The organism is Arenibacter latericius DSM 15913, from assembly GCF_000424985.1.
GTDB lineage: Bacteria > Bacteroidota > Bacteroidia > Flavobacteriales > Flavobacteriaceae > Arenibacter > Arenibacter latericius.
The window spans coordinates 149,627-174,985 of the sequence record NZ_AUKX01000004.1; the positions used below are offsets into that span (position 1 = coordinate 149,627).

Consider the following 25,359-nt stretch of genomic DNA (forward strand, 5'->3'; position numbering starts at 1 on the left):
TTAAGCCTGATGTAAAGGCTTTAAACCGGTGATATAAAAGGAGGAATACTTTGCTAAATTCCTCCTTTTATATTTAGAACAACAAGCACTTATATACTTGAATCTTAATTCCGTAGCTCAGTTATTTTTATTTTTTATTTAGTAACTACATAATTCATTCTACTTTTGTGCGTTAAAGAAGTGATAAAAACAATCAACAATGAAGAAATTTGCTATTTTATTTTTAGGTTTTGGAATTCTTTTATTGGGAAGTTGTAGCGAGGATGCTATGAATTCTCAAAATGAAAATAGTCTTTCCTCTCAACAGGTAAAAGCGCAAATGGAAGCCAATGCTGCCACTGAAGGACTAGATATAATGTTGTCTGAATTATTACTTAACGATAAATCGGCCTCAACAAAAAAGATTGGTTCTGAATGCGCTACTTTGATATTTACCGAGCAACGTATTTCAGTAAACTATAATAACTGTACCGTAAATGGTAACAACGTAAATGGTCCTTTAATACTATCAGCAAGTAACGATGGGAACACGGAAGATAGTGAGGGGAGCTTTAATATTAGCTTTAAGACGTTTTCTTATAACAACCATGTTTTAGAAGGGAGTAAAAAAATCTCCTATGACTTCTCTAATGCTAGTACACCATTATTTACCATTGATACAGATATGTCTGTAATAAATAATAATGGAGCAATTACCAGTCATAAAGGTAGCAAGGAATTCAGCTATAATTTAGCGAATATGAATACAGAGAATGAGTTTGTTAGGTGTATTGGGGCTTGGGATATTATACATCATGGAATAACATATCAATATAAGGTTACCACTCCTTTAGCAGGAAAATTAAACTGTGCGTATATTACAAGTGGTGTAGTAGCGCTGGAGGTTAACGGACTAACTGCGTCATTAGATTTTGGTGAGGGTGATTGCGATAAAAATGGAACAGTTGTCTATCCAAATGGTGATAGGGAGGAAATCAGCTGGTAAGCTTTTACTTTTTTCAAAACAAATAGTAAACCCCCGATGTTTTCATCGGGGGTTATTATTTAGAAACAACAGCTTTTAAATTTTAATCTAAAGTTTGCTCTCCGCCACCATTAATAAATAGAACTTGACCACTTGTCCATTTAGAGATGGGAGCAGCAAAATAAAGTACTGCTCCTGCAATATCTTCTGGTTCTCCCAATCTTTTTATTGGTGTCTTTGCTAACATGCGTTTTTCAATTTCTGGAGTTAATACTTTTCTAAGTGCCTGTGTCCGTACTGCACCGGGGCCAATAGCGTTGATCCGAATTTCATCGGGACCATAATCAAAGGCTAGGTTTCGTGTCATGTGATTTATAGCCGCTTTAGAAGAGGCATAGGCACTAATAGCCGGACTTTTATTTATAGAAGCCATGGAAGACATATTGATTATGCTTCCGTAGCCCCCTTTTTTCATATGCGGAGCCGCTAACTGACATAAACGCCACATACTGAAAACATTCATTTCAAATACTTTTTTAAACTGTTCTACTTCAATATCATAAGGGCTTTCTCTCCCAGCGCCGCCGCCGCCCACATTATTAACCAAAATATGGACGCCTCCGAATTGTTCTACTGTTTTATTAACTAGCTTAACTAATTCTTCATCTTTAGTTACATCACAATGAACGGCGATTGAACTACCACCTTTGTCATTAATTGACTTTGAGGTGTTTGTAGCTGCTTCTAAATCGTAGTCGGATACTACGACTTTAGCACCAAAAGCAGCTAGAATTTCACAGCTAGCTTTTCCAATTCCGTTTGCACCACCAGTAACTATAGCGGTTTTTTCTTTTAAATTAAATAATTCTTGTATCATAATATCGCTCTATTTTACAATGTAATCTGCAGTTAAGGTAATAAATTGGCATTATAATGATAAGGGTTCTAAACACTTAATATGGGCAATTAGGAAACACATCAGTAGATTCTATTCTTATTGATTGAGGTAAAATCACATACTTATTAATGTTTAAATATAGAGTAGGGGAGTCCGCTTGGGAGAATTTAACATTGAGTTGTTAATTTTGGATTAAAGGAGTGTTAATGAGGTTTATAAGTTTAATTGTGTAATGATTTTGTTGTATATTATATGTACACTAAAATTATAGCGATATAAGAGTAAGGATAAACAATATAATAACCCTCAAAATCCTGCCCTATGAGAACTGTTAATACATTACCTGGGAATTTGGCCGATAGGCCTACTAATAGAGGATGCATTGAAACACTGAAACGCAATAATAGGAATTTAAAGCAGTTGGAAAGGAAGTTTACATCTTACATCTATGAACCTACGACATATTCATTATTCTCAAAATCTCAAAAAATAAGAGAAGCTTTATCAAATTTAAAGAATAGCAATGCCGAATTAATAACACTTTTAAATCAAGAAGGTGATATTAAATTTGAACTTTTTGAAAAGACCATGTTACAAATACGATCTTTTATGGAAATTCAAAAATTGATTGATGACTATAGTAAATTAGTGCGGCATTAGGTATTTAGAGTAAATTGAGCTTACTGGTTCTATAGAAATGTTATCCATAACTGGTTTTAATAAAGAAGCCTTGAATTTATTAGATTCAAGGCTTCTTTAAATTAGTAGGAGGAAAGGGGTACCTATTCTACATTTGCACCTACATTCCCTTGAGCAATTAAAGTCCCAAGTTGATCTGCACCTAAATGTACATTTATATATCCATCTATAGCCAACAGCGCTTCATAATCCAAAGTTTCACCGGCATCTAGTTTAGCAACATTAGTATGGCTAATTCCTGTAGCACCTATCACATTGGATAAAGAAACTAGAATATCTCCAGGAGCATCGGCAACTGAACCCATATGTATATGAGCTGGATGAATTCCACCAACTGTAGTACCCGCTAGCTCTATAGTCACCAAGGTTTGCTTATTTACTCTTTCGGAAAAAGTGGCTGTTCCAGAAATTTCTGCATTGGCAACGCTTACTAAGTCATAGGATTTTTTATTCCCGGTAAGTTCATTTTGACCAATGTCCCCCTGAGCTACAATAACACTTAGTTCTGACGAAGATAAATGTACATTAATGTACCCATTATATTCCAATAGGTCCTCATAGGTAATGGTGTTACCTTCATTGTCTGCTTCAATATGTGTCCAGCTTTTTCCATTTTCACCATTAACTGAGGAAAGGGAAATTACAACAGCACCGGTTTCTGCAGCCGTATTAGCGTGTATATGTGCTGGGTGTTCGCCATCTTCGGGAGTGCCTTCTAATTCTATCTCTAAAAGAGAAGCTCCACTAACTCGTTTGTGAATTGTAGCAGTACCTTTAATAGTAGGCCCAGTGGAAGGGTAGCTGTCACCAGGGGCCATTTAGGACATCTATTGCTCCTTGGCAAATAGGTCTCCATAGGTACCAAAGAACATGTTTTCGGAGGAATAATTTTCCTTGAAAATTTCAAATGCATTTTGAGTTATACCTGTTTGATAATAACGAATCTAACACCAAGTATTTGATATTTTTAACTAAGCTACGTAAAATCGCACATAAATCGAATATTAAATTTAGTGCAATTTATCGTCTTATTCAATGATTTTTGACTCGATATGTCCTTAACCACCCTTGTAGAATGATAGAAGACGCCCTTAAAAATGATACTTTCATTATCTTATTATTAAACAAAATATATGCAGGGTTATCTAAGGTTCTTCGAATTGATTTGATCCATTTTCAAATCGATGTCCTTAACTTTTTTAAGTACTACTTTTTTATCCTTTAAAAACGCATATGAATGTGCCTGCTTCCGTTCATCCGGATCTTGGGAAGTATATATTTTATACTTATCCTTCCTAATCTCCTGGTCAAAGTTGCCATAGTGCAACAACAATAAGTCTGCGATTCGGACATTTTGGGCATACGGCACAGCAGAAAAATGGATTTCCCTGTTGGAATGGATCTGAAGACTACCCTTGTTTCGGAACATTCGTGCCCGGGTCGCTATGCCGTTATGACGGTTGTCCGGCATATCAACTCTATAGGTGTCAAGATTGTCCCATATATCCACTAATTGGAAACGATAAACATCCACTTCCTTTTGAACGGAATGTACCCTAATATCCCCGAACCTGGAATCGAACCGTTCGTCGGCATCAATATAAAAGAACCATTCGGCCTTAAAGAAATTAGCCAGCCTTAACAGGATATTCCTGTTTTCCAAATCGTCAAAATGCCCACTATATATTTTTTTGGCCTTCACTAAGATTTTATCACTTTCTGCAATTTCATAGGAAAAATCAGTACTACCATCATCTAAAAGAATAATTCCATCACAATAATCGTTCAGATGACGCAGGATTTCTGGAAGATTTCTAGATTCATTCCTGACCTGTATCAAAGCAATAATTTGGTATGCCTGGTTGTAGTTACTCTTGTCGCTGACATGAACCTTTTCAAATTGTAATAGGTAAAGCTCTAGTTGCCTCCTACTTTTATGGGTTTTCCAGTCCCATACGACTTTTTTAAAGTCATATCCCCAATCATCACTATTAAAAATGGTCCTTTTGGGATATAATATATGTTTAAGATGCCTTATAGGCATGGATGAAATTCTTTCTGAACGCTCTTGATGACCGTCACTTTTGTTTTCCCTATGCACTGTCTTGGCATCGGATAACTCTATTTTTCTCAGTCCATGTAGCTCCAATCGTCTACGGATCTGATCGTCCTCCCCTCCCCATTTCTCAAAACTTTCATCATAGCCCCCTATGGCCAACAAATCTTCTTTTTTTGCCATAATGCTGCCATAAGGCATCCAATTGGGATTTTTAAGTTGATGGATATCGTCCTGATAATCGATAAAGGCCACAACGCCAGTAGCATATGAGCCAAGATAGTTATCGATTGCATATCTTAATTGGTACACAACATCGCTGACCAGTTCTACTTCGGGATCCAATACCAATATATGTTCAAACGAGGCTTGACGTATCCCCACGTTCAATACCTTGCAATGGTTACGCCAATCATGTTCTTTCTGGTTCACAACGATTCTAAAATTGATAAAAGGATAGGTCTCCGTAAAGGCTAATAGATCCCTTTTTTCCGTAGGCTCGTCCAAGAGGAGAATGATTTCTATGCCGTTCCTTTCAAAATATGGAGCGTTCTTAGGTAGTACCCGTTTGAAATCCTCCAGTTTCTTATAGAAAGACATCAGGATACTCACCCCAAAAAAGTCAACGATTTCCTTTTTCTTACGATATTTCATATTAGAAAATGATTGCTTTGCGTTGCCAAAGTGTTAGCATGATATCCCAAAATTCATTGGTCTCCATCTCATATTTATCTTGTATTTGCTTACAAGTTGTTTCCCCATTAAGGTCTTCCAAAAATTCCAGTTCGCTCTTGTCCAACGAAAAAAGAAGGTCATTGATTATGGCGCGCTGTATCAGTACAATGTCCCCGTTCTCCACGGTTCTAATGTTAGAGGCTAGTCTGGGTTTTAAAGCCCATCTTATTGAGGTGTTTTTGATTTGACCATATTTATCTTTAAAATTTGATATTGCTTTTTCCAAGGTTCTTTCAGGTTTTTTATTTAAACCATTTACCAAAAACATGACATTCTCTTCCAATAGTCCTTTCAGATCTAAATTTTCCTTTATCTCTAAAAATTCATCCACCAAAACGGCCAATGGTACTGGTTCATACAAATGGCCGCCTGGTCTTCCCTTAAAATTATCCCTTATCAAATATTCTATGTTGTCCGGGGTGACCCAACCCCCCAATCCATAGGGACCTATAACAATAGTAGGAATTCCCTGACGAATAAAACTACGGGTGCAATATCCATAAGTGATGACTTTGCCAGTCGTTATACTAATTCCCTTGGGATTATTATAAAATTTAAAGTCAATATGTTCATTGGCGAAATCCATTACCCAATCACTGATATGGGAGTGGATAAATATGGTCAATTTTATAGAGGAAAGATCATTGAATAGCATTACGATATTTATTACATCTTTTTCTGAACCATAGCCAGGTGGTAGAAAATAGGCGACTTCATCTTCATCTTCATATTTTACGTGTGGCATATCAATCGACATATCGATTGGAGTTATCAGTTCATTAGGGATACCAGAGGTATGCAGTGAAGAATCCTCGATATCACAGATTACCCCATAAAGTTTGTCAAAGGGCAATACAAGGGAAGGTGATATATCTTTTTTCAGATAGATGAAATCACCATATATCGTTTCGATAGTATCGGCGACCATTAAATTCTGTGATAGATTTGTTGGGGCATTATTCATATTTACAAAGATTTATTTATATTTAAAAATATCCCTGAACTTATAAAATATCCTTTCTGCCACACTAAGATCTTCGGTAATGATCTCGGCATTTCCAATGAGTTCCTGGTCAAAGGGCAGATCATTTTTATAGGATGTTTTTGTGCCTTCCGGCAGATGGATATATACAAAGTAGTTGCCCTCCTTGTCTGGGGAGACCGAGATGTTCTTTACCTTGCCGACCAACATTCCATATTGTTGATAGGGAAAATTATCCAGTTTTACCAGTACCTTTTGGCCGATGGTAACCTTGCCCGCATTCTGGGAAGGCAGCACCAATTTCCCTACTAGTGTTTCCCTGTCCACTGGCAATACGGTAAAGACTACTTCCCCCGTATTTACGAACTGGTTTTCCCCCCAAAATTCCTGAAAGCTTACCCGGCCCGTTATGGAAGAGGATAGTACATAAGTATATTCCCAATCGCGCAACTCCTTCTTCAGAACGTTATACGATTGGAAAAGATTGGCCAATAACCGGGCATCCTCCTCTTGTTGGTTGATGCGGGTCCCCCTCAGGGTCTGGTCCGCCGATGAGACGGCCTCCCGCATCTGGGAGATGGTAATGGCCATAGTGCTAGTATTCTTTTCCATGCGCAACAGCTCGGCCTGTTTCGCTTCGTATTCCTGTTGCGAGATGACCCCTTTTTCAAACAGTATCCTGTGGCGCTCAAAATCAATCTGGGCTAATTTTAGCTCCTTTTCTAGCAATCGCTTTTGAACTATCTGATCCTTGATCCTGGTCTTTATCTCTTCCAAGGAGGTGCGGTCGCCTTCCAATCGGTTGGTGTAGGGATCCAGGTCTTTTAGTAGATGAAAGTCCAGATAACTTTTCTCAAAATTGATATATGCCGTCCCAATATCCCCCAGCATCGATTGGGAAACGGCCTCAATGGGAAAGAAAAAGCCATTGGGATCGTAGTGTACCGTATCCAAGATATGCTTTAACCGGTATACGTCATCGATGATGGCCGTGTTCCGGATGACCGCCAAGCGCTGGTCCGGTCCTACAGTATCACCATTTTCTACATAGAGCTTTTCCAATGCCCCGGATTGTCGTGCCACGATCCGTTCCGTGGGCCGCTCCGTGGTCACTAGGACCTTGGCAGTCACAAAATCGGGATATCGTATTATAAAGGTGAGCATCAGGATTAAACAGGTGAACGCAAAGATCAGCGTAATGCCCCATCTAACGATCCAGACGGGAGGGTTGGAAAGAATTTCTTGGACTTCTTCGGAACGAAGTTCCAATTTATCGAATGATCGGTTTTCAGGCATCTTATAATTCCGTTATTTGTTCCAAGGCCAATTGATTCTTGACCAGATTAAAGTAGATGCCTTTTTCGGCAAGAAGTGTACTGTGATTTCCCCGTTCCTTTACCTGGCCTTCATCGATCACCAAAATTTGATCGGCGTTCTTTACGGTACTTAACCGATGGGCGATGACCACTACCGTTCTATTCTTAAAAAAAGTGTTCAGGTTGTCCATGATAATCCGCTCGTTTTTTGAATCCAAGGCCGATGTAGCCTCATCAAAGAACAACAGATCAGGGTTCTTATAAACGGCCCTGGCAATAAAAATCCGCTGCTTTTGCCCTGCACTTATACCAATGCCCTCATTACCGATCTTAGTGTTAAAGCCCAAGGGAAGCGATTGGATAAACTCGTATATATTAGCTATTTTCACCGCTTTTAGCAGTCGCTGCTGATCGATCGTATCCTCCCCTATGGCAATGTTGTATGCTATAGTGTCGTTAAATACGTATCCTTCCTGCATCACTACTCCACATTTGGCGCGCCAGGCTTTATGGCTAAGGGCATCCAGGTTATCATCACCGTACAGGATTTTGCCCGAAATAGGGTCGTAAAACTTCAATAATAGTTTCATTAAGGTGGTCTTACCACTGCCACTGGCACCTACGATGGCCGTTATCCTGTTGGCGGGGATCTGGATATCGATACCTTTAAGAACGAATTCATCGGATCCACGGTACCGGAATTTTAGGTCCCTTACCAAAATATCCTTGTCCATCTTGATACTGGACATCAACAGCTTCACCTTGGTTTCCTCGTTTTCCCGGTCATGGATCTCGCCCAGACGTTCAAGACTGATCTTGGCATCTTGTACCGAACGTATAAAATTGACCAATTGGGTAATGGGCCCATTTAACTGGCCGATAATGTATTGTATGGCCAACATCATCCCTAGGGTCAGCGAACCATCGATAACCAACAGGGCAGAGGTAATGGTGATAAAAATGTTCTTGCCCTCGTTGATTGCCGACGATCCCACACTCTGCATTTGTTCGAGTCGGAGACTTTCTACGGAGACCCTAAAAAGGCGCGCCTGAACAAATTCCCACTTCCACCGTTTTTGTTTCTCGGCGTTGTGCATCTTTATTTCCTGCATCCCGTTGATCAGTTCGATTACCGTACTCTGCTCTTGGCTCAATTGGGAGAACCTTTTATAATCGAGTTCCTTTCTTCTTTTTAGGAAAAAGACGATCCAGGCCACATAGAGTAAACTGCCCACAGCGAATATCCAGAAAATGTTCAGATTATAATACACCAGCACCAAACTGAAAACGATCAGGTTCGCCAGGGAAAACAAAGTACTCAGGGTAGAGCCCGTCAACAGGCTCTCAATACGGCTATGGTCGTTGATGCGCTGCATAATATCGCCCGTCATCCGCGTATCAAAATAGGCAATGGGCAGGTCCATGAGCTTAATAAAAAAGTCGGAAACCAAAGAAATATTGATCCGGGTGCTCAGGTGCAGCAGGATCCAACTTCTAAAAATCTCCACGCTTGTCCGACCCATAAAAAGCATCAATTGGGCCCATAAAATAACATAGATAAAGTTAATGTCCTGGTTTTGTATGCCTACGTCGACGATGCTTTGGGTCAAAAAGGGGACGATCAATTGCAACAGGCTTCCAACTAATAATCCTATGGCCAACTGTACCAAAAGGCTTTTATACTTAAAAAGGTATTGATAAAGAAACTTGAAAGATTTTTTATCGGTATCCTCCCATTTTAATTTTCTGAATCTTGGGGTGGTCTCCAATAGGAGCGCGATACCTTCTTTGGTATCTTCCGTGGCGTTGTTACCGATCCAGCACGGTAGGAATTCTTCTTTGGAATACGAAATTAGCCCGTAGGAGGGGTCGGAGATATGGACCATGTCGCCCTTTATTTTATACACCACCACAAAATGGCTCTTGTTCCAATGGACTATTAAGGGCATGGGAGCTTCTTTCAACTTATTAAGATCGACCTTTAACCCCAACGACTTAAAGCCGATGGCTTCGGCGGCATCGCTTAATTTCATAAGATTACTTCCCGCCCTGGTGGTCTCCGAAAGATCCCTGATCTCGCTCAATGAAATAAGCTTGCCATGGTGTTTGGCTATAATCCTTAGGCAGGTAGGGCCACAGTCCTTGGCATCTGGCTGTTTGTAAAAAGGAAATGTTTTCTTCAAAAGAAACGCTTAGTACGTGAGATTAATATCATTAATAATTTTTTCAAAAGCTAAACTATCCGACGGTTTTGGCGCATTATCCAAAATAATTTCCTCATTTTTATCCAATATGATGTACCTGGGGATCGAAGTTATCCCTAAGTAGTCTACGACCTTGGAATTATCAACATTTAAGAGTCGGTATTGGTCCTTTGAAGAAAAGTCATTTTGAAGTTTATTGGACATATTAATCCATTTCTCATAAGTAGCATCCGTCGATATATATATCCAAGAAACATTACCGGTATTGGATAACCTGTCTTTAAATGAACCTGCTGTTTTTATTTCTTTGATACATGGAATACACCAACTTGCCCAAAAATCTATTACTTTGATCTTATTGTGATTCTTATCTAAAATCTGTTTTAATCGAAGAGTATCCCCTTTTATATTAACGAGTTGTTCGTCCCATACCTCCACAGGTAATTGAAAACTAAGATTATTTAAACTTTTGTAAATTCTTTCCATTTCCTTAAAATAGGAAGGTCGGATAAATTTAGTATTGTATTCGCTAATCAGATTTTTCAACAAACCGATATTTCCTGTATTGCTTCCAAATCCATTCTTATAATAATCGGAGATAAGGCGTGCTATGGCATAATTTTCAAGTTCCCCTCTTAATTCATTTTGGATGAACTTTTTTTCATCCAAAAAGTTCTTTCTCGAATACTCCAGATGGTCTGTATGGACAAAATAATATCGCATAAAAAATATTAGGCTTTGCTTAAAATATTGATTATTGATCAGTTCGGGTTTATTAAAATCTTCTATTTTAATATTATCAAAATATAACTTAGGGTCAAAAAAAGATTTCTCCCGTGTACTAAATTCATTGGTAATAGTGGCGTATACGCCTTTCATGTTGTTGTAAGTAATCCCTTCAACTCCGGATTCCACGTCTCGAGGGGCAATGAGATTATATAGGTACTCAAATTGAAGTTCAGCCTGGACCTCAGAGATGAAATTCTCTGAAACATCTTTATGCGTTCCTTGGTATTGCTTTAGAAGATCCATTTTATTTTTAAGGACAAGTTGGCACTGTGATTTATATTTTTCAATATTGCCTTTATAATCAGGCCAATTAAGCGAGGTCATCTCACTTTGATTAAAAAAATTATAATGTGCGGCATTCTTGCCACTAAATTCCCAATCGCCATCCCTTAAATTAAAAGAAATACTATCTCCGGGGCTTACATAAATTTTGAACTTATAATAAGAGGAGTCCCCTTGGGCCGATATTTCCATCAATTGTGGCTCTTTAAAAGAATTGAGTGTCATATGGATAGAGTCATACGAAACCTTCCTTTTGAGTTCAATATAATCACGTCCGGAAAAATAAGAGTACCCTAGAAGATTGAAATCTACAAAAACTCTAGAGTCATCGGAATAACCAGTAATAATCGCATTTTGGATTAAGTCTTCCCCTGGATTCAAAATGTTTTTATCTGTCTCTTTTTTTAAATTATGTTTACAGCCTAACACGATAATTGTTATCACAAATACGAGCCAAACTTGGTTTTTTGAGATCATAAAATAAAATTTATATTTAGGTAATCTTTAATTACAACAATCTTTGTCCGTCCATTAACCAAAAAAAATATTTTTTTTGGTATACCAAATAGAACTTTCCGCCGTAAAAAAAATCTTAACTTATTTTAATCTAAATTGTCTAAAAAAGAAGATGCCTAAAAGTTAAGCATCTTCTTCTCATTTACTACTTTTAAACGTCACAAGTTGTTGCATCACCACTACATCTATCAGGCCCACCATAATCTTTACAAGACTCACGAGCATCGCCGCCTTTGCATGAAGTGACAGAAAGTTCGGTGCCATCTACACAATGAAGTGTACATGATCCACCTCCATACCCACCGAAAACAGATCTCAACTGTTCCCTTTGAAGTAGATCATTGGAATTAAGTTTCAGGTTCTTTAAGCTCAATTTTTTCATTTATAAATATTTAAAATTAACTTTGTCTTGGACGTTTAAGGACACCCAAGGTTTGTGTCCATTCTTCTCGAGAGAATATCGTCTATGGCCCAAAGCAAGCTTTGGGCCTTTTTATCATATAAGTACCTCTTTTAGGTCTTCCACGCTGTATTCTTTGGGCAATTCATGCCCGTTAATAAATATCGTGGGGGTATGGGTAATATTTTCAATATCGCACCATTGCCGCATGGCTGCAATCTTAGTATTCTGCTCTTCCAGTTCTCCGTTCAAGGGGTATTTGTTGGCAAAAATGTTATAGTCCATTTTCCCTGCATTGTACCAATCGTCCAGTGCCTCATGTACCCTGCCCTTATCGCCATGGGCATCCAAGGCCAAAAAGTGGCTAACCGGTTTTCGCTTTAGGTCTTTTTCATCGGTATGTGCCGTAAACAAAACCTGCAAATTGATCTTTCCCTTGCTTACCAGTTCCTCCAATACAGGATGTGCCTTGGCACAAGGGCCACAATAGGGGTTGCAAACTTTGACGACGTTGTATTTGGCATACTTATTATTCAATGAAATACCTAATCCTTCTGTACCTGCTGTAATTTTTCGGGTCTTGGCCAATAATCCCTGTAACACATCGGGATTGTTCTTTATTTTTTTAAGCCCCCTTTTGTACAGGACGGTTTCTTTTTTGGTCTCCAATAAAGGTTTTAGCACATTCCATGCAATGATGGGTATCAGTAATAGGGCGAAAAGGAGCGGCTGCGTTTCCCATGTCATTCCTGTTTCATAAAACCCTCCAAAAAAAGCTGTCATCATTTCAAGAACCAATACGCCCTGGACAACAAAGCAGAATTTGCACCATTGTTTGATCACCACCCCTTGGTAATAGGCGGAAAACATTACCAGAGGTAAAGCGGCAGAACTTAATAGAGCCAATGTCAACAATGAATTGGAAGTAAAACTGGTAATCGTCAAATACGACAACGTCCCGAAGAAATAAGAAAATACCACCAAATTCAGACTAAGGTTACCATTGAATACTTTGGCATATTTAGAACCTAGTACGGCATCACAATCGATTTTTTTGCCCCCTGAACAAAAACTTTGCAAAGTCGGGTTGTATTTGTCCACCTCGTACCACAATAACATGGTCCCCATTGCGAGGCCGACCAGTTTCAATAGCACGTAGGCACCCAAAAAGAAGCCATTGTAACCTATCATCACGGGAGACTTCGCCATCATTATTACGATTGTAATGAGTATCAATACTGCTGCACTCGATGTCAAAATGGACATTGTGCGTTTATCTCGTAATCTTTTTTCGATACCGGGCTCCCCGGAACTTTCATTAGTCTCGGCCACTAGACATACCCCGGACCACCGGTCCAAGAACTCTTCTTTGGGCAATTTTATAGGTTTGCCACGGTCGCCTACATAGATAGCCTTGTCTCCAGAAAAACCGGTAAGGACGCGAAAAAGTCCCCCATGGTCGGATAGCTGTACAATACATGGTAGCGGCAGTTGGGCAAGTTTGGTCTCATCCACCTTTAACGCAAGGTTCTCCACACCATATCTATCAAGGGTATTCGAGATACAGAGCAGACTGGGATGGTCCGGATGGGACTGGATGCAGTCCTCGATAAAATCTTCTGTGAATTTAATCTGCAGAAGGCCCAAAAGTGCCTTTGCGGAAATCGTACAATTGTCCATTGTATTTTACAAGGATTTTATAATTATTTGTTAAACCTAAATATTTTTGCAGGAAAAAAACAACACAATATGAAAAATTTTGTTGGCGAGTAAAAATCACCCTTATAGTAGAGGGATTTTAAGATTACCCAGAAGAGACAATGGCAAGTGCCAGATTCGATCAAACAAATGATTAGAATAAATAAAATTCCAATAACATCGCAGATTCTTTCAAAGCCAGGAGAACATGACCATTCAGATGAATGGTGGTTTTTTAAATAGAATTAAATAATTTCGAATACAGGTCAATATTTCAAACGTTCTATGAATTTTTGAGTCTGTACTACAGTAGAGTGCGTGGCCTAAATTTCATAATCATAATCTATGAAAAATATATAATCGTATTTTTTCATTGGCCCAACTACTCGTGGTGGAGTATCCAATAAGGAATTAAGATTACCTCGATATGGCCTAATGGAGATAAGCAACCGTTTCTTGCTGAAGAAAGGATATAACACATTTTTGTTAGAATGTTCATAACTACTTGTTACACTATTACTTATAGTGTAACATTTTTTTCCGAAATTTGGCAATACCCCAATCATTTTATAATAAAGCCTACCATATTTTGATACATTTTCTATTAGATTTGTAACATGGGTGAAATGAGTCTATATTCTGCCACTGGTGAGCGCCTCTATCTCAACGCGGCCGAAAGAAGCAGGTTCGAGAAGGCTTCCCGTAGGCAGACAAGGGAAACGATGACCTTTGCGCTAGTAATGCTATATACCGGTTGCAGGATTTCTGAGGCCCTGAATCTCAAGTTCATAAATATCGATTTGGAGAACCAGTCCATAGGCATCGAATCCCTTAAAAAAAGAAGGAAAGGTGTTTTCCGGAGTATACCGATCCCCGAAAGGCTATCAGAGGCCTTGGACCTGGTGCACGCCATCAAGGACTCCAAAGACGGGAACAGGAAACTTTGGGACTTTTCCCGAATGACCGGATGGCGAAAAATCAAGGAAATAATGGTGGTGGCAGATATCGAAGGCCCGCATGCCTCCCCCAAGGGGCTGAGGCACGGTTTTGGTGTTTATGCAATCGCCGATTGCGAAATCCCTTTGAACATGGTGCAGAAATGGTTGGGCCATTCCGATCTGAAAACAACGGCCATATATGCCAATGCGGTGGGCAAGGAAGAAAGGGACATTGCGAACAAAATGTGGGACTAGCGTATGAAAAGGAACTGGACCGCGGACGAAATACTTGAATATTTTACCATACTCGAAAAGGAAATGGTCTTGGTCTCTGGTTTTAAGAACACAGGAAAGCTCGGGTTTCTTGTGATACTCAAATTTTTTCAGATAGAAGCAAAATTCCCGGTAAGCAAAGAGGAGATCCCCTACGCCCTGATTCAATTTATCGCAAAGCAACTTCATTCTCCACTTCAAGATTTTGATGACTATCCTTTGGATGGCCGAACTTTTAAGCGGCATAAAAATCTAATACGAGAGCATTTCGGTTTCAGGATTTCTACCATAGAAACATACAAGGAGGTTGCACTATCATTAAAAATGCTCGATAAATGGCACGATAAGAAAAAAATTAGGGCCGAAGCAATCGGATTGTACCGAAAACTCAAGGTTGAGCTGCCATCATCCAACAGGTTGGACAAATTGGTCGATTCTGTTGTGAATGCAGGAGAACAACAATTCTTTGCGGAAATTGGAAAGAGACTATCATTGGGGACAAAGGAACGAATGGATGTATTTGTTGAATCCATTACCGATACCGGAGACGACAGTCCAACAATGAGCCTAAATTCAATTAGAAGCGATCCTGGCAGAATCGGTCTCGAAAGTATTTTTGGGGAGATGGACAAGTTAATTGCCATTAGATACCTAAAAATCCCCGATAATCTGTTCGCCTCTACACCTTTTGGAATTATTGAGAAATACAGACTAAGGGTCGCTTCGGAACTCTTGGGGGAAATCAGGGCGCATCCGGACGATATCAGGCATACCCTTTTGTCGATTTTCTTTTGGACCAGAAGTCGGGAAATTACCGATAATTTGGTGGAGTTATTGATACAGGTCGTACATAAGATATCCAATAATGCAGAGCAAAAGGTTGTCAAAGAATTCGTAAAGGACTTCAAAAAGGTATCTGGCAAATACAACATCCTTTTAAAAATGGCCGAGAATTCATTACGAAATCCCGACGGAACCGTTCGCGATGTAATATATCCCGTTGCCAAGGAAGAAACATTGCGGGATTTGGTAAAGGAGCTAAAAAGGAACCGCAATGCCTTCAAGGGTAGCGTTTTTACCAAGATATTGGCATCCTATTCCCGACACTACCGTAAAATGCTGCCGGATATGTTGGAGATATTGGACTTCAAATCAAACAACGCAGTACACAGGCCGGTAATCGAAGCTTTGGAAATACTTCGCGAGCACATGGGTACAAAGGTAAAATATCTGGAAATTGACGGTTCAGTCCCCATAAACGGTATTATTAAACCAGGACAGAGAAAGGCCATGATACAAAAGGACGGGAACGGCAATCGCATCATTAAAAAAATGGAATATGAGATATGTGTTCTCCAAACCCTCAGGGAAAAGCTAAGGTGCAAGGAAGTATGGGTGGACGGGGCAGACCGCTATAGGAATCCCGAAGAAGATCTACCGCAGGACTTCGAGGAGAAACGCTCAGAATATTATACATCCTTGAACCGTCCTGAAGATCCGAGACCATTTGTCGACGGTCTGAAATCGGAAATGAAAAAATGGCTCTTTAAGCTCAATACATCCGTTTCCCAGGACCCGGATGTCAGAATTTCATCAACCAAAGGCGGACGTATATCGCTTACGCCGTTCGAAAGGCAATCCGAATCAAAAAACATCGAGAGACTTAAGGAAGAACTGTTTCATAATTGGCCAATGATAAGCCTATTGGATATTCTGAAGGAGACAGATCTAAGAATCCATTTTACGGACGTACTGCAGTCCTCGGCCGAAAGGGAAATAATTGAAAAATATACAAGAAGAAAAAGGCTCTTAATGGTACTCTTTGCCATGGGAACGAACACGGGTCTTAAAAGGATTTCCGGTTCCATTGGTAATCAAGTAACGTATGATAATCTTCGCTACATCAAGCGAAAGTATATCAATAAGGATAACCTCAGGAACGCCAATATTGAGGTGGTAAATGCGATACATAGTGCTCGTTTGGGGAATATCTGGGGCGAGGGTACTACAAGCTGCGCTTCCGATTCCAAGAAATTTGGGGCATGGGACCAGAACCTGATGACCGAATGGCATATCCGATACAGAGGGAGGGGCGTAATGATCTACTGGCACGTGGAGAAAAAGTCAAGTTGTATATACTCCCAGTTGAAATCATGTTCCTCGTCCGAGGTAGCTGCCATGATAGAGGGCGTATTAAAACATTGTACCAGTATGGATATTGATAGAAATTACGTTGACACACACGGTCAAAGCGAGGTGGCTTTTGCATTCTCCCATTTATTGGATTTTTCGCTAATGCCTAGGTTCAAGAGTCTTTCCTCCAAAAAATTGTACTTGCCGAACAAAAGCATTAAGAAAGACCTTCCGAATCTTTTACCGGTTCTTACAAGAGGTATAGACTGGAGTTTGATTGGCGAACAATATGACCAGATGATAAAGTATACGACGGCGTTAAAACTCGGAACGGCAAAGGCGGAGGCCATATTGAAAAGGTTTACCCGTAACAATCTGCAACATCCTACCTACAAGGCTTTACAGGAACTGGGAAAGGTCGTTAAGACCATATTTCTTTGCGAATACCTTACCTCAAAACCGTTAAGGATGGAAATAAACCAAGGCCTGAACGTTGTAGAGAATTGGAATTCCGCGAATAGTTTTATCTTTTATGGAAAGTCCGGTGAAATGTCTACCAATAATTTAGAAGATCAAGAACTTTCCGTGCTTTGCTTACATTTATTACAAAACTCTTTGGTATACGTAAATACTTTGATGATACAGGAGATACTGACCAAACAAAAATGGAATAAACTACTGGAGCCTGAGGATCTCAGGGCATTAACACCACTTATATATAAGCACATTAATCCGTACGGCAGATTTGAACTGGATATGGAAAAAAGAATACCGCTAAATTATTCATCATAAATGGCCCCTGATGTCAGCTACCCTTCCATTGGGCCTAGTAGGTACAACTACACTATTTAGGATATATTCCTTAGATTCTCCAACAAGCTCGTTAACTCCAATATCGCCTTGGGCAATAAGTGTTCCTAGATCACTTGAACTTTGATGCACGTTTATATAACCATCTAATTCAAGAATTTGGTCGAAGCTAATCTTTGTACCGTCTTTTCTAGTAGAAATAATGGTGGTACTTTCTCCTGTAACACCATCTACAGGAGTAAGGTCTACAATGATATCTCCACTCTCGGCAGCTGAATTAGCATGTATGTGAGCAGGGTGACTGCCTGTAGACGTTCCTTCTAGTTTAAGATTTAAAGTAGCGGTTCCATCAGCGTTTTCAACTACTGTAGCAGTACCCTTAATATCACCATTAGAACGAGATTCTAATTGATAAACTTTTGTTTCCCCATTAAATTCCCCAGGTATATTGTCATCATCATCGCTACAACTCGTGACTACAATCGCACTTGCAATCGTAAATAAATAAAGTAACTTTTTCATAAACATATTTTAGGTTAAGATTCAATGTAAAATTACCTTTATGAAATGTATTTAATTAATAGAGACCGTAAAAGTATTAACCCATATCAACTATAATTGAAATGCACATATTTAACAGTACGACGGTTCCTTCATGTATTTAGGTTGCCTGCATTGTATTCATTACTTTTTTTCTCTTTCCTGAAGCCAACAAAGGAATTTCATCTACATAGGTTACCGCTATGACGGCATCGTTTCCTAAAACATTCTTGAAATCCTGAAGCATATCATTTTCTCTTTTAAAACTTTCTTCTGAATTGAGTTTAATTTCATAGTATTTTGTTCCTTTTTGAATAAATTGATACTGTTTCAATTCAGTATATTCCCACATTATTCCAGAAATAACGTATGAGGACAAAATTTCACCTCGAGTGTTGTAAATCATGTCCATTTTTCTGCCTTCAATTTTTTTGAAAATATAATGGGTCCGACCCTCATTTTCTTCTTTTCCTAGCACTCCTAAATCTCCAGTATCGTACCTAATCAATGGCATAGCTTTGTTGAAAAAATCTGTAATTACTATTCTTCCTGTTTCGCCATTCTTAACGGGAACATCATCTTGTAAGTCCAGCACTTCAATATGGAAACTTCCCAAATTAAGCATGAAATTGTTTTGAAATTCGCTTGTCTGTTGTGCAATAATTCCATTCTCAATATTAGCATATCGAGACACAACCGGACATCCAAATATTTTCTTCAATGCAGATTTTGTGTAATCCTCTAGAGTTTCGGACATAGCGATGACAGAGATTATCCCTGTATTTAGCAGATTTGTAGGGTTCCGATCTAGGTATTTCACAATGGTATCTAGAGCAGAGGCATAGGCCAAAATACTTTTTGGAGATTTAGTGGCTTTTAAATTCTCTATAAGCTCTGCTATTTTATGATCATTTAATTCAAACACATCTATTGGAATGATGTTTTGTGCTTTTTGGGTGAGTTTTCCTTTTTTATTATGGTCATTCCATATTTTGATATAAATAAATCTAGTCCCAAGGGTATGTCCCACCAATTCTCCAAAGAAATGTACTTCTGCTGTTCTACGATGTTTTTTGTCAGTATTGTAAGCTATAGTGAAAGGAACACCTGTGGAACCACTAGTAGAAGCATAATGTATCTTTTCGTTTTGGTAGGCCAATGAACGAAAGGCATCTTTATTATTCTTAATTAAATTTTTATTTGTGATAGGAAATTGGTCTAACCGAATATCCTTAAGTCCTAGATCTTTATAAAAGGGAACGGTATTAACACTGTGCTGAAGGATATCTGATAAATATCGTTTTCTTTCTGCAATAGAAAAAGATGATCCGTGATCCTCATTTATTTTTTTTAGTGAATTATAATGCCATCGAACCATGGAACCCTTAAAGAAATCTAACAACCAAAAAATAATGTATCTCGCCGAGGGAATCATATAGAAAAGTAAAATCTAGTTTAATACAATTCACAAAATACAATTTTAAATCATTTGTCTTTTTTCTAAAGAGTAATTCTAGATAAGGAGCGTTTTAAACCATATCAACGGTAGCATTTATAAGATTTAATATGGGATAAATAAGGTAGAGGAAGATGTAATCTACTTATAAATGATGTAAGAAATATATAATGCGAAAATAAGAATAATATACTATAGATGTAAGTTTTAATACCTCTATTTTACATAATGTAAATTATAGAACAAATGTATTGTGTGCAGTTTCCGTATAGCTGTGCTATTTTACATAATTGTAGATATGATTGCCTTTAGGCTCATATCGTCAACAATTATGTAAAAGGAAACCAACACGCCAGCATCATATATGATCCCAGCCGCATCAACTCGCCGAAAAATAAAATCACCCACGGGGTAATTCCATTTTCTCGCGTATGTAAAAGGAAACCCACACGCTACACTTAAATAATTGTTCTTTATTTGTTGCCTATAATGGTTTATATAAAATATACCTGAGAATTTTATTCCGGTATCTATATAACATTGCTCTAAGTACAGTCTTAACTTCAGAAAAATCAATACGCCCATATTTCTCATATTCCGTACCATAGCACATAATTTTTGAAATACGCGATTCTCAGGAAGCAGTAATTGATATAAATTTCCGTCCCTATACGGTTTAATAATACAATCTAAAATCAAGTAATTTGCAGACACTGTAATGTCTTTGATGCAATTCTTCTACAACTTCAAACATATCATCATCTTCCTTAAATAAGTTAAAGAATGCTAAATCAAGTTTTGAGCTACTTATTCCATTAAATTCATTTCCATAACCAGAAACAGCTTTTGCGCCTGTGATATCTAAAAAATATTGTGCTTCCTCTTCGTCTAGATCTAAGATTTTCGCATTTGAAAAATGCAAAATTTTTCCTTTTAATCTTCCTTCAAAAATCTCTGCAATTTCCTGTAAACTATAGTAATAATTATTTAAACAGATACTATTTGCTTCACCTGCCATAACCAAGTAGATTATTTCATAGTCTTTAAAATTATGATCATCCAAGATCAGTGTATTTATGCTATCTTCTAGTCCTTCAATGGTGTCGCATGTTTTATATATACTTGCTATTCCATATTTCATGGCCAATTGTTCCAAGTTTTCTTGGGCTTCGGTAACCTTGTCCGTTTCTATTTCATGAACGCCTTCTAGACAATAAATGAAATAATCTGTATCTAAATATTGTTCTTGGGGTAATTGATGTCTTTTCTCTAACAAGCTTCTGATTTTATGTAAAATATATGAAAAACAAAATTAATGTAACACTGCTATACTTTTAAGCGTTTTCATATAAAATAACATAACATAACATAACATACATAATGCCTTAGCTCCTTTTATTTACTTTCATTATTACATAGTGGCTCTTTTTCTCCTAATTTTTTAGACTTCAATTGGCATCTAGTTTCTATTTTACATAATACAGAACAATTTTAATATATATCACAGAACATTATATTACATTTTACGTTAATGGTCAGCCCGTCTTTAAAGCGATTTTTAAAAAAAGCTATCAGGTTATTAAAGTCATCTAATGTTTATACCTAGTAGCTATAATTTATCTTTAGTTCTATATGATATCGTAGTACATTTAAAGCTTTGCTTTAAATGTCGATGGAGCACTGTTGTGCGGTATATTGGAAATTAATGTTACTTCACGATCTAATCTGAGTCGAACACGACATGATTCACCCCAATAATCAGAAAGTGAAAACTGAGTCTCATGTAGTCCTGATTCAGCCGGTAGAATATGGTTATTTATGCTAACCGTTCCATGGTCGTTTAACCAAAAATCTTCTTCGGTAAAGTCATATCGAATAAGTAAACTACCATCATATGGAGTACCATATGAAAGTTCTTGTGCTAATTGACTACCTTCTAGTAAATGCCAAATAACTGATCCAGCTGGATTATTTTTTATTTTTATATCTGGGTATTCATGGATCGGCACCCCACCTATTGATATAACAACCTTGAACTTTTGCATTTCTTGACCAACGTCACACCCTTCAGGTAATTGAAAACGAGTCTGATAGTGTACAATACGGTAACGAGGAATCAAAGATATTTCTCTCAAACGAATATCGTTGCCTCCATTTTTATTTTCGACATTTACTAAAACTATATGATCAAAAGATCTTTTATCCTCAGGTTCGTCATACGCATGATAAATTTCATAAGTTCCTTCGGGTAACGGATCTACAGGTTCACTTCCAACTCCAACAGAAAATCGATCAATATCGAAAGGTCGTCCTGGCACTAGGTTTATAGTATCATTTTGTCCATCGCCCCAATCAATATTGATTCGTCGGGTTTCTGTATCCGTCACAATTGTTGCCTTTGCAACAACACTATCAGTTGTAATCTCAAAGGTTCTTATACTATGGGCAGTTTCTTTTGGAGGCACTGGTTTAATTGTTTCATAGACTTCTGTTACCGCTTGACTCCTTTGTTTTTTAATCTTTGCCATTATTCCTATTTATTTTATACCAATGATTTTAGCACTATAGCTGTATATAAATTACTTAAAAATAATGGGCTTGAAGTACTTTAATGTATGGCTCGTATAGTTTTACGTGTAGTATACATTTGAATTTACCACTTTGTGCAGGTATTAAGAACATTATATAACTATTGTATATGTATAATTAGCTTAGTTAGACATATAGGTAGGAGTTAATACCACCACTACCCTATTCCTCTCGCGTTAAAAAGCGCCCTTTTATCCATCTTAATCATTCTAAAAAAAACGTATCTTACCACTTATTATGCATGCATAGCAAAAAACGTAACTTAGAATGAGCAATTACCCACATATTTTTAAACCATTAGATCTAGGATTTACAACCCTTAAAAACCGTATAGTAATGGGTTCTATGCATACTGGGTTGGAAGAAGAAAAAAATGGTTTTGAAAGGATTGCTGCATATTACGCAGAACGTGCTAAAGGAGGGGTTAGTTTAATTGTTTCTGGCGGAATCTCTCCGAATGTGCAAGGCTGGACAGGTCCTTTTGCTGCACGAATGAGCACAAAAAAACACGCAAGAAAGCATAAAGTTATAACCGATGCGGTTCATAAAGAAGGTGGGAAAATATGTATGCAAATTTTACACGCTGGTCGTTATGGGTATCATCCTTTCGCGGTTGCCCCTTCTGCTATAAAATCGCCCATTAGTCCGTTTAAACCTTTTAAACTAAAACAATCTGGTATAAAACGTACTATTCACGACTTTGTAAACTCGGCCAAACTATCAAAATTAGCAGGCTATGATGGTGTTGAAATTATGGGTTCTGAAGGGTATTTAATTAACCAATTTATTGTAGAAAGAACAAACAAGCGTACCGATACTTATGGGGGAAGCTATGAAAACAGAATGCGTTTACCCATAGAATTAGTAAAGCAAACCCGTGAAGCTGTAGGAAAGGAGTTTATCATCATCTACCGTTTATCTATGTTAGATTTGGTGGAAAAAGGAAGTACCTGGCAAGAAGTAGTAGCTTTGGGTAAGGAAATTGAAAATGCAGGTGCTACAATTATAAATACTGGTATTGGATGGCACGAAGCTCGTATTCCCACTATTGCAACCTCGGTACCTAGGGCGGCCTTTACGTGGGTAACTAAAAAAATGAAGGAGGAACTTTCCATTCCGTTAGTTACATCTAACAGAATAAATATGCCAGAAACAGCCGAAAAGATATTAGCAGAAGGTCATGCTGACCTAATCTCTATGGCACGACCCTTTTTGGCAGATCCAGAATGGGTAAATAAAGCTGCCGACAATAAATCTGAGGAAATAAACACCTGCATTGCTTGTAATCAAGCTTGTTTAGATCATGTGTTTAAACGTAAAATAGCTAGTTGTTTAGTAAATCCTAGGGCATGCCATGAAACGGAGCTTAATTATCTTCCAGTCAAAAAAAAGAAAAACATCGCTGTTATTGGGGCTGGACCTGCAGGCCTAGCCGCCTCCACTATTGCAGCACAACGCGGACACCAGGTTACGCTTTTTGAAGCAGATAAGGAGATAGGAGGACAATTTAATATGGCAAAACAAATTCCTGGGAAAGAAGAGTTTTATGAAACCATTCGTTATTTTAAAAAGCAACTATCATTATATAAGGTAACAGTAACACTAAATAAAAGGATAGAAGTCCAAGATTTAAAACATGGTAATTTTGACGAGGTTATATTAGCTACTGGAATTAAACCAAGGACACCAAAAATCGAAGGAATAGATCATCCTATGGTCTTAAGCTACATCGATGTCTTAAAACATAAAAAGCCCGTTGGTAAACGTGTTGCTGTTATAGGAGCAGGTGGAATTGGTTTTGATGTGTCAGAATACCTAGCACACAAAGGAGAAAGTACCTCATTGAATATTGACGCTTGGTTAAAGGAATGGGGTATAGATAAAACAATGCAAGCCAGAAGTGGGATCCAAGGGGTTATTGCAGAGGTTTCTCCGTCGCCAAGAGAAATTTTTATGTTTAAGCGCAGTAAGGGGAAGTTTGGTGGTAACTTGGGGAAAACAACGGGTTGGATTCATAGGTCTACCTTGAAAAAGAAAAAAGTACAGTTTATTAATAACGTACAGTACACCAAAATTGACGATGAAGGCGTACATTACGTTCAAGATGGTTCAGAAAAGGTATTGGCTGTAGATAACGTTATCATTTGTGCAGGACAGTTACCCTTTTCACCGTTATTAGCTGCTTTAAAAGAAAATGGGATGAGTGTCCATTTAGTTGGGGGTGCTGATGTGGCGGCAGAATTAGATGCAAAACGAGCCATAGACCAGGCAAGTAGATTAGCGGCAACAATTTAAAAAGTAGTTTTTTAATACAAATACATGTTTATACCTAAACTTCATTATATATCTCAGGGAGATTCTTCAAAAGTACAATTAGAAAATATCCAAAAAGCGTGTACCTCTGGTATAGAATTAGTGCGATTGGGAATAGAAGATATTTCAGGTAAGAAAATGTTGAAATTAGCCCAAGAAGCTAGAGAAATAACTTCTCATTTTCAAACGAGATTAATCATTAGTAACGATTATAGGATAGCTAAAGATATTAAAGCAGATGGTGTGTTTTTAGAAAATAATGACTCCTGCCCTATCCAAACTAGAAAAAAGTTGTACTCCTGGCAAATGGTGGGTGGAATAGCTAATTCTCTACGAGATTGCGAATGGTTAATTAGTAAGGAAGTCGATTATATCTGCTTAGGTCCTTTTAAATTAAAACCATCTGATCTCAAATTACACCAGCCTTTAGGATTAACCCGCATTATTCACCAAGAGTTTTTTCTTCAAGGAATTTGAGGATAAATTTTGCATTCCCTGGATTAAGGTAATTTTCCGGGATAGTTTTCCAGCTGTTAGATGAACCTTCTGTAAATTTTAGTGCAGATATGACTATTTTTAGTCCTGATATTGTTGAAATTTCCCGATAAGGCATAGGTATCCCAAGACTGATAAACAGTGAGATGAGTAACTTTTAGCCAGAGAGCAATTCCTGGAATAGATGCTGGTACACAAAGGCTTTGGAGAGCCGGTAATAAATTCTTCTTTTGGTTATTTTAATGGTAGCACCTATTTTCAGCAGGTGAGTCC

General features: G+C 38.0%; 19 protein-coding genes. 6 read left to right on the forward strand and 13 right to left on the reverse strand.

Annotated features, from left to right (window positions below):
- The first annotated feature begins 199 nt into the window (after positions 1 to 199).
- Positions 200 to 985 (forward strand): hypothetical protein, encoded by a 786-nt coding sequence (locus H344_RS0103055; protein WP_026808942.1) that lies wholly within the window; start codon positions 200 to 202, stop codon positions 983 to 985.
- Positions 986 to 1,067: 82 nt separating this feature from the next.
- Here the strand turns inward: H344_RS0103055 and H344_RS0103060 are convergent, their stop codons facing one another.
- On the reverse strand, positions 1,068 to 1,841 hold the full coding sequence (locus H344_RS0103060; protein ID WP_026808943.1) for a glucose 1-dehydrogenase: 774 nt from the start codon (positions 1,839 to 1,841) through the stop codon (positions 1,068 to 1,070).
- A 342-nt stretch (positions 1,842 to 2,183) separates the two neighbouring features.
- Between H344_RS0103060 and H344_RS0103065 the strand changes: the two genes are divergently transcribed.
- On the forward strand, positions 2,184 to 2,522 hold the full coding sequence (locus H344_RS0103065) for a hypothetical protein (RefSeq protein ID WP_026808944.1): 339 nt from the start codon (positions 2,184 to 2,186) through the stop codon (positions 2,520 to 2,522).
- A 122-nt stretch (positions 2,523 to 2,644) separates the two neighbouring features.
- On the opposite strand, the gene H344_RS19635 is transcribed toward H344_RS0103065, so the two are convergent.
- From H344_RS19635 to H344_RS0103105, 8 genes are all read right to left on the reverse strand, one after another.
- Entirely contained in the window at positions 2,645 to 3,379 is a 735-nt protein-coding gene (locus H344_RS19635) for a hypothetical protein (RefSeq protein ID WP_051254059.1), read from the reverse strand.
- A 323-nt stretch (positions 3,380 to 3,702) separates the two neighbouring features.
- A complete protein-coding gene (locus H344_RS19640) occupies positions 3,703 to 5,271 on the reverse strand; it encodes a galactosyltransferase-related protein (protein WP_051254061.1) in 1,569 nt (522 codons plus the stop codon).
- Position 5,272: 1 nt separating this feature from the next.
- Positions 5,273 to 6,316, reverse strand: a complete 1,044-nt coding sequence (locus tag H344_RS0103080) for a hypothetical protein (protein ID WP_026808945.1) — start codon at positions 6,314 to 6,316, stop codon at positions 5,273 to 5,275.
- A 12-nt stretch (positions 6,317 to 6,328) separates the two neighbouring features.
- A complete protein-coding gene (locus tag H344_RS0103085; protein ID WP_026808946.1) occupies positions 6,329 to 7,630 on the reverse strand; it encodes an HlyD family secretion protein in 1,302 nt (433 codons plus the stop codon).
- 1 nt (position 7,631) lies between these two features.
- Complete coding sequence (locus H344_RS0103090; RefSeq protein WP_026808947.1) at positions 7,632 to 9,833, reverse strand: peptidase domain-containing ABC transporter; 2,202 nt, start codon at positions 9,831 to 9,833, stop codon at positions 7,632 to 7,634.
- Positions 9,834 to 9,842: 9 nt separating this feature from the next.
- Positions 9,843 to 11,402: a TlpA family protein disulfide reductase gene (locus H344_RS0103095; RefSeq protein ID WP_026808948.1), complete on the reverse strand. Its 1,560-nt coding sequence runs from the start codon at positions 11,400 to 11,402 to the stop codon at positions 9,843 to 9,845.
- 190 nt (positions 11,403 to 11,592) lie between these two features.
- Complete coding sequence (locus H344_RS0103100) at positions 11,593 to 11,823, reverse strand: hypothetical protein (protein ID WP_026808949.1); 231 nt, start codon at positions 11,821 to 11,823, stop codon at positions 11,593 to 11,595.
- Between the two features lie 114 nt (positions 11,824 to 11,937).
- The gene (locus H344_RS0103105) at positions 11,938 to 13,521 is read right to left on the reverse strand and encodes a vitamin K epoxide reductase family protein (RefSeq protein ID WP_026808950.1); all 1,584 of its coding nucleotides are present in this window, start codon (positions 13,519 to 13,521) and stop codon (positions 11,938 to 11,940) included.
- A 644-nt stretch (positions 13,522 to 14,165) separates the two neighbouring features.
- Here H344_RS0103105 and H344_RS0103110 point away from each other — a divergent pair.
- Together H344_RS0103110 and H344_RS0103115 are read left to right on the forward strand one after the other, a co-directional pair.
- Positions 14,166 to 14,732 carry a tyrosine-type recombinase/integrase gene (locus H344_RS0103110; RefSeq protein ID WP_084148727.1) on the forward strand — a complete coding sequence of 189 codons (567 nt, stop codon included), beginning with the start codon at positions 14,166 to 14,168 and terminating at the stop codon, positions 14,730 to 14,732.
- 3 nt (positions 14,733 to 14,735) lie between these two features.
- A complete protein-coding gene (locus H344_RS0103115; protein WP_026808952.1) occupies positions 14,736 to 17,675 on the forward strand; it encodes a Tn3 family transposase in 2,940 nt (979 codons plus the stop codon).
- Here the strand turns inward: H344_RS0103115 and H344_RS19645 are convergent.
- From H344_RS19645 to H344_RS0103140, 4 genes are all read right to left on the reverse strand, one after another.
- Positions 17,670 to 18,215, reverse strand: a complete 546-nt coding sequence (locus H344_RS19645) for a CHRD domain-containing protein (RefSeq protein WP_169514945.1) — start codon at positions 18,213 to 18,215, stop codon at positions 17,670 to 17,672. The two genes, H344_RS0103115 and H344_RS19645, sit on opposite strands and share 6 nt — an antisense overlap.
- 139 nt (positions 18,216 to 18,354) lie before the next feature.
- On the reverse strand, positions 18,355 to 19,668 hold the full coding sequence (locus H344_RS0103125; protein WP_026808953.1) for a phenylacetate--CoA ligase family protein: 1,314 nt from the start codon (positions 19,666 to 19,668) through the stop codon (positions 18,355 to 18,357).
- 697 nt (positions 19,669 to 20,365) lie between these two features.
- Positions 20,366 to 20,965, reverse strand: coding sequence for a DUF6642 family protein (locus tag H344_RS0103135; protein WP_026808955.1), 600 nt, complete (start codon positions 20,963 to 20,965; stop codon positions 20,366 to 20,368).
- A gap of 373 nt (positions 20,966 to 21,338) precedes the next feature.
- On the reverse strand, positions 21,339 to 22,217 hold the full coding sequence (locus H344_RS0103140) for a hypothetical protein (protein WP_026808956.1): 879 nt from the start codon (positions 22,215 to 22,217) through the stop codon (positions 21,339 to 21,341).
- Between the two features lie 328 nt (positions 22,218 to 22,545).
- Here H344_RS0103140 and H344_RS0103145 point away from each other — a divergent pair, with 328 nt between their 5' ends.
- Both H344_RS0103145 and H344_RS19650 read left to right on the forward strand, forming a co-directional pair.
- Positions 22,546 to 24,573, forward strand: a complete 2,028-nt coding sequence (locus tag H344_RS0103145; protein WP_026808957.1) for an NADPH-dependent 2,4-dienoyl-CoA reductase — start codon at positions 22,546 to 22,548, stop codon at positions 24,571 to 24,573.
- Positions 24,574 to 24,597: 24 nt separating this feature from the next.
- Positions 24,598 to 25,068, forward strand: a complete 471-nt coding sequence (locus H344_RS19650) for a thiamine phosphate synthase (protein ID WP_051254065.1) — start codon at positions 24,598 to 24,600, stop codon at positions 25,066 to 25,068.
- The last annotated feature ends 291 nt before the right edge of the window (positions 25,069 to 25,359 follow it).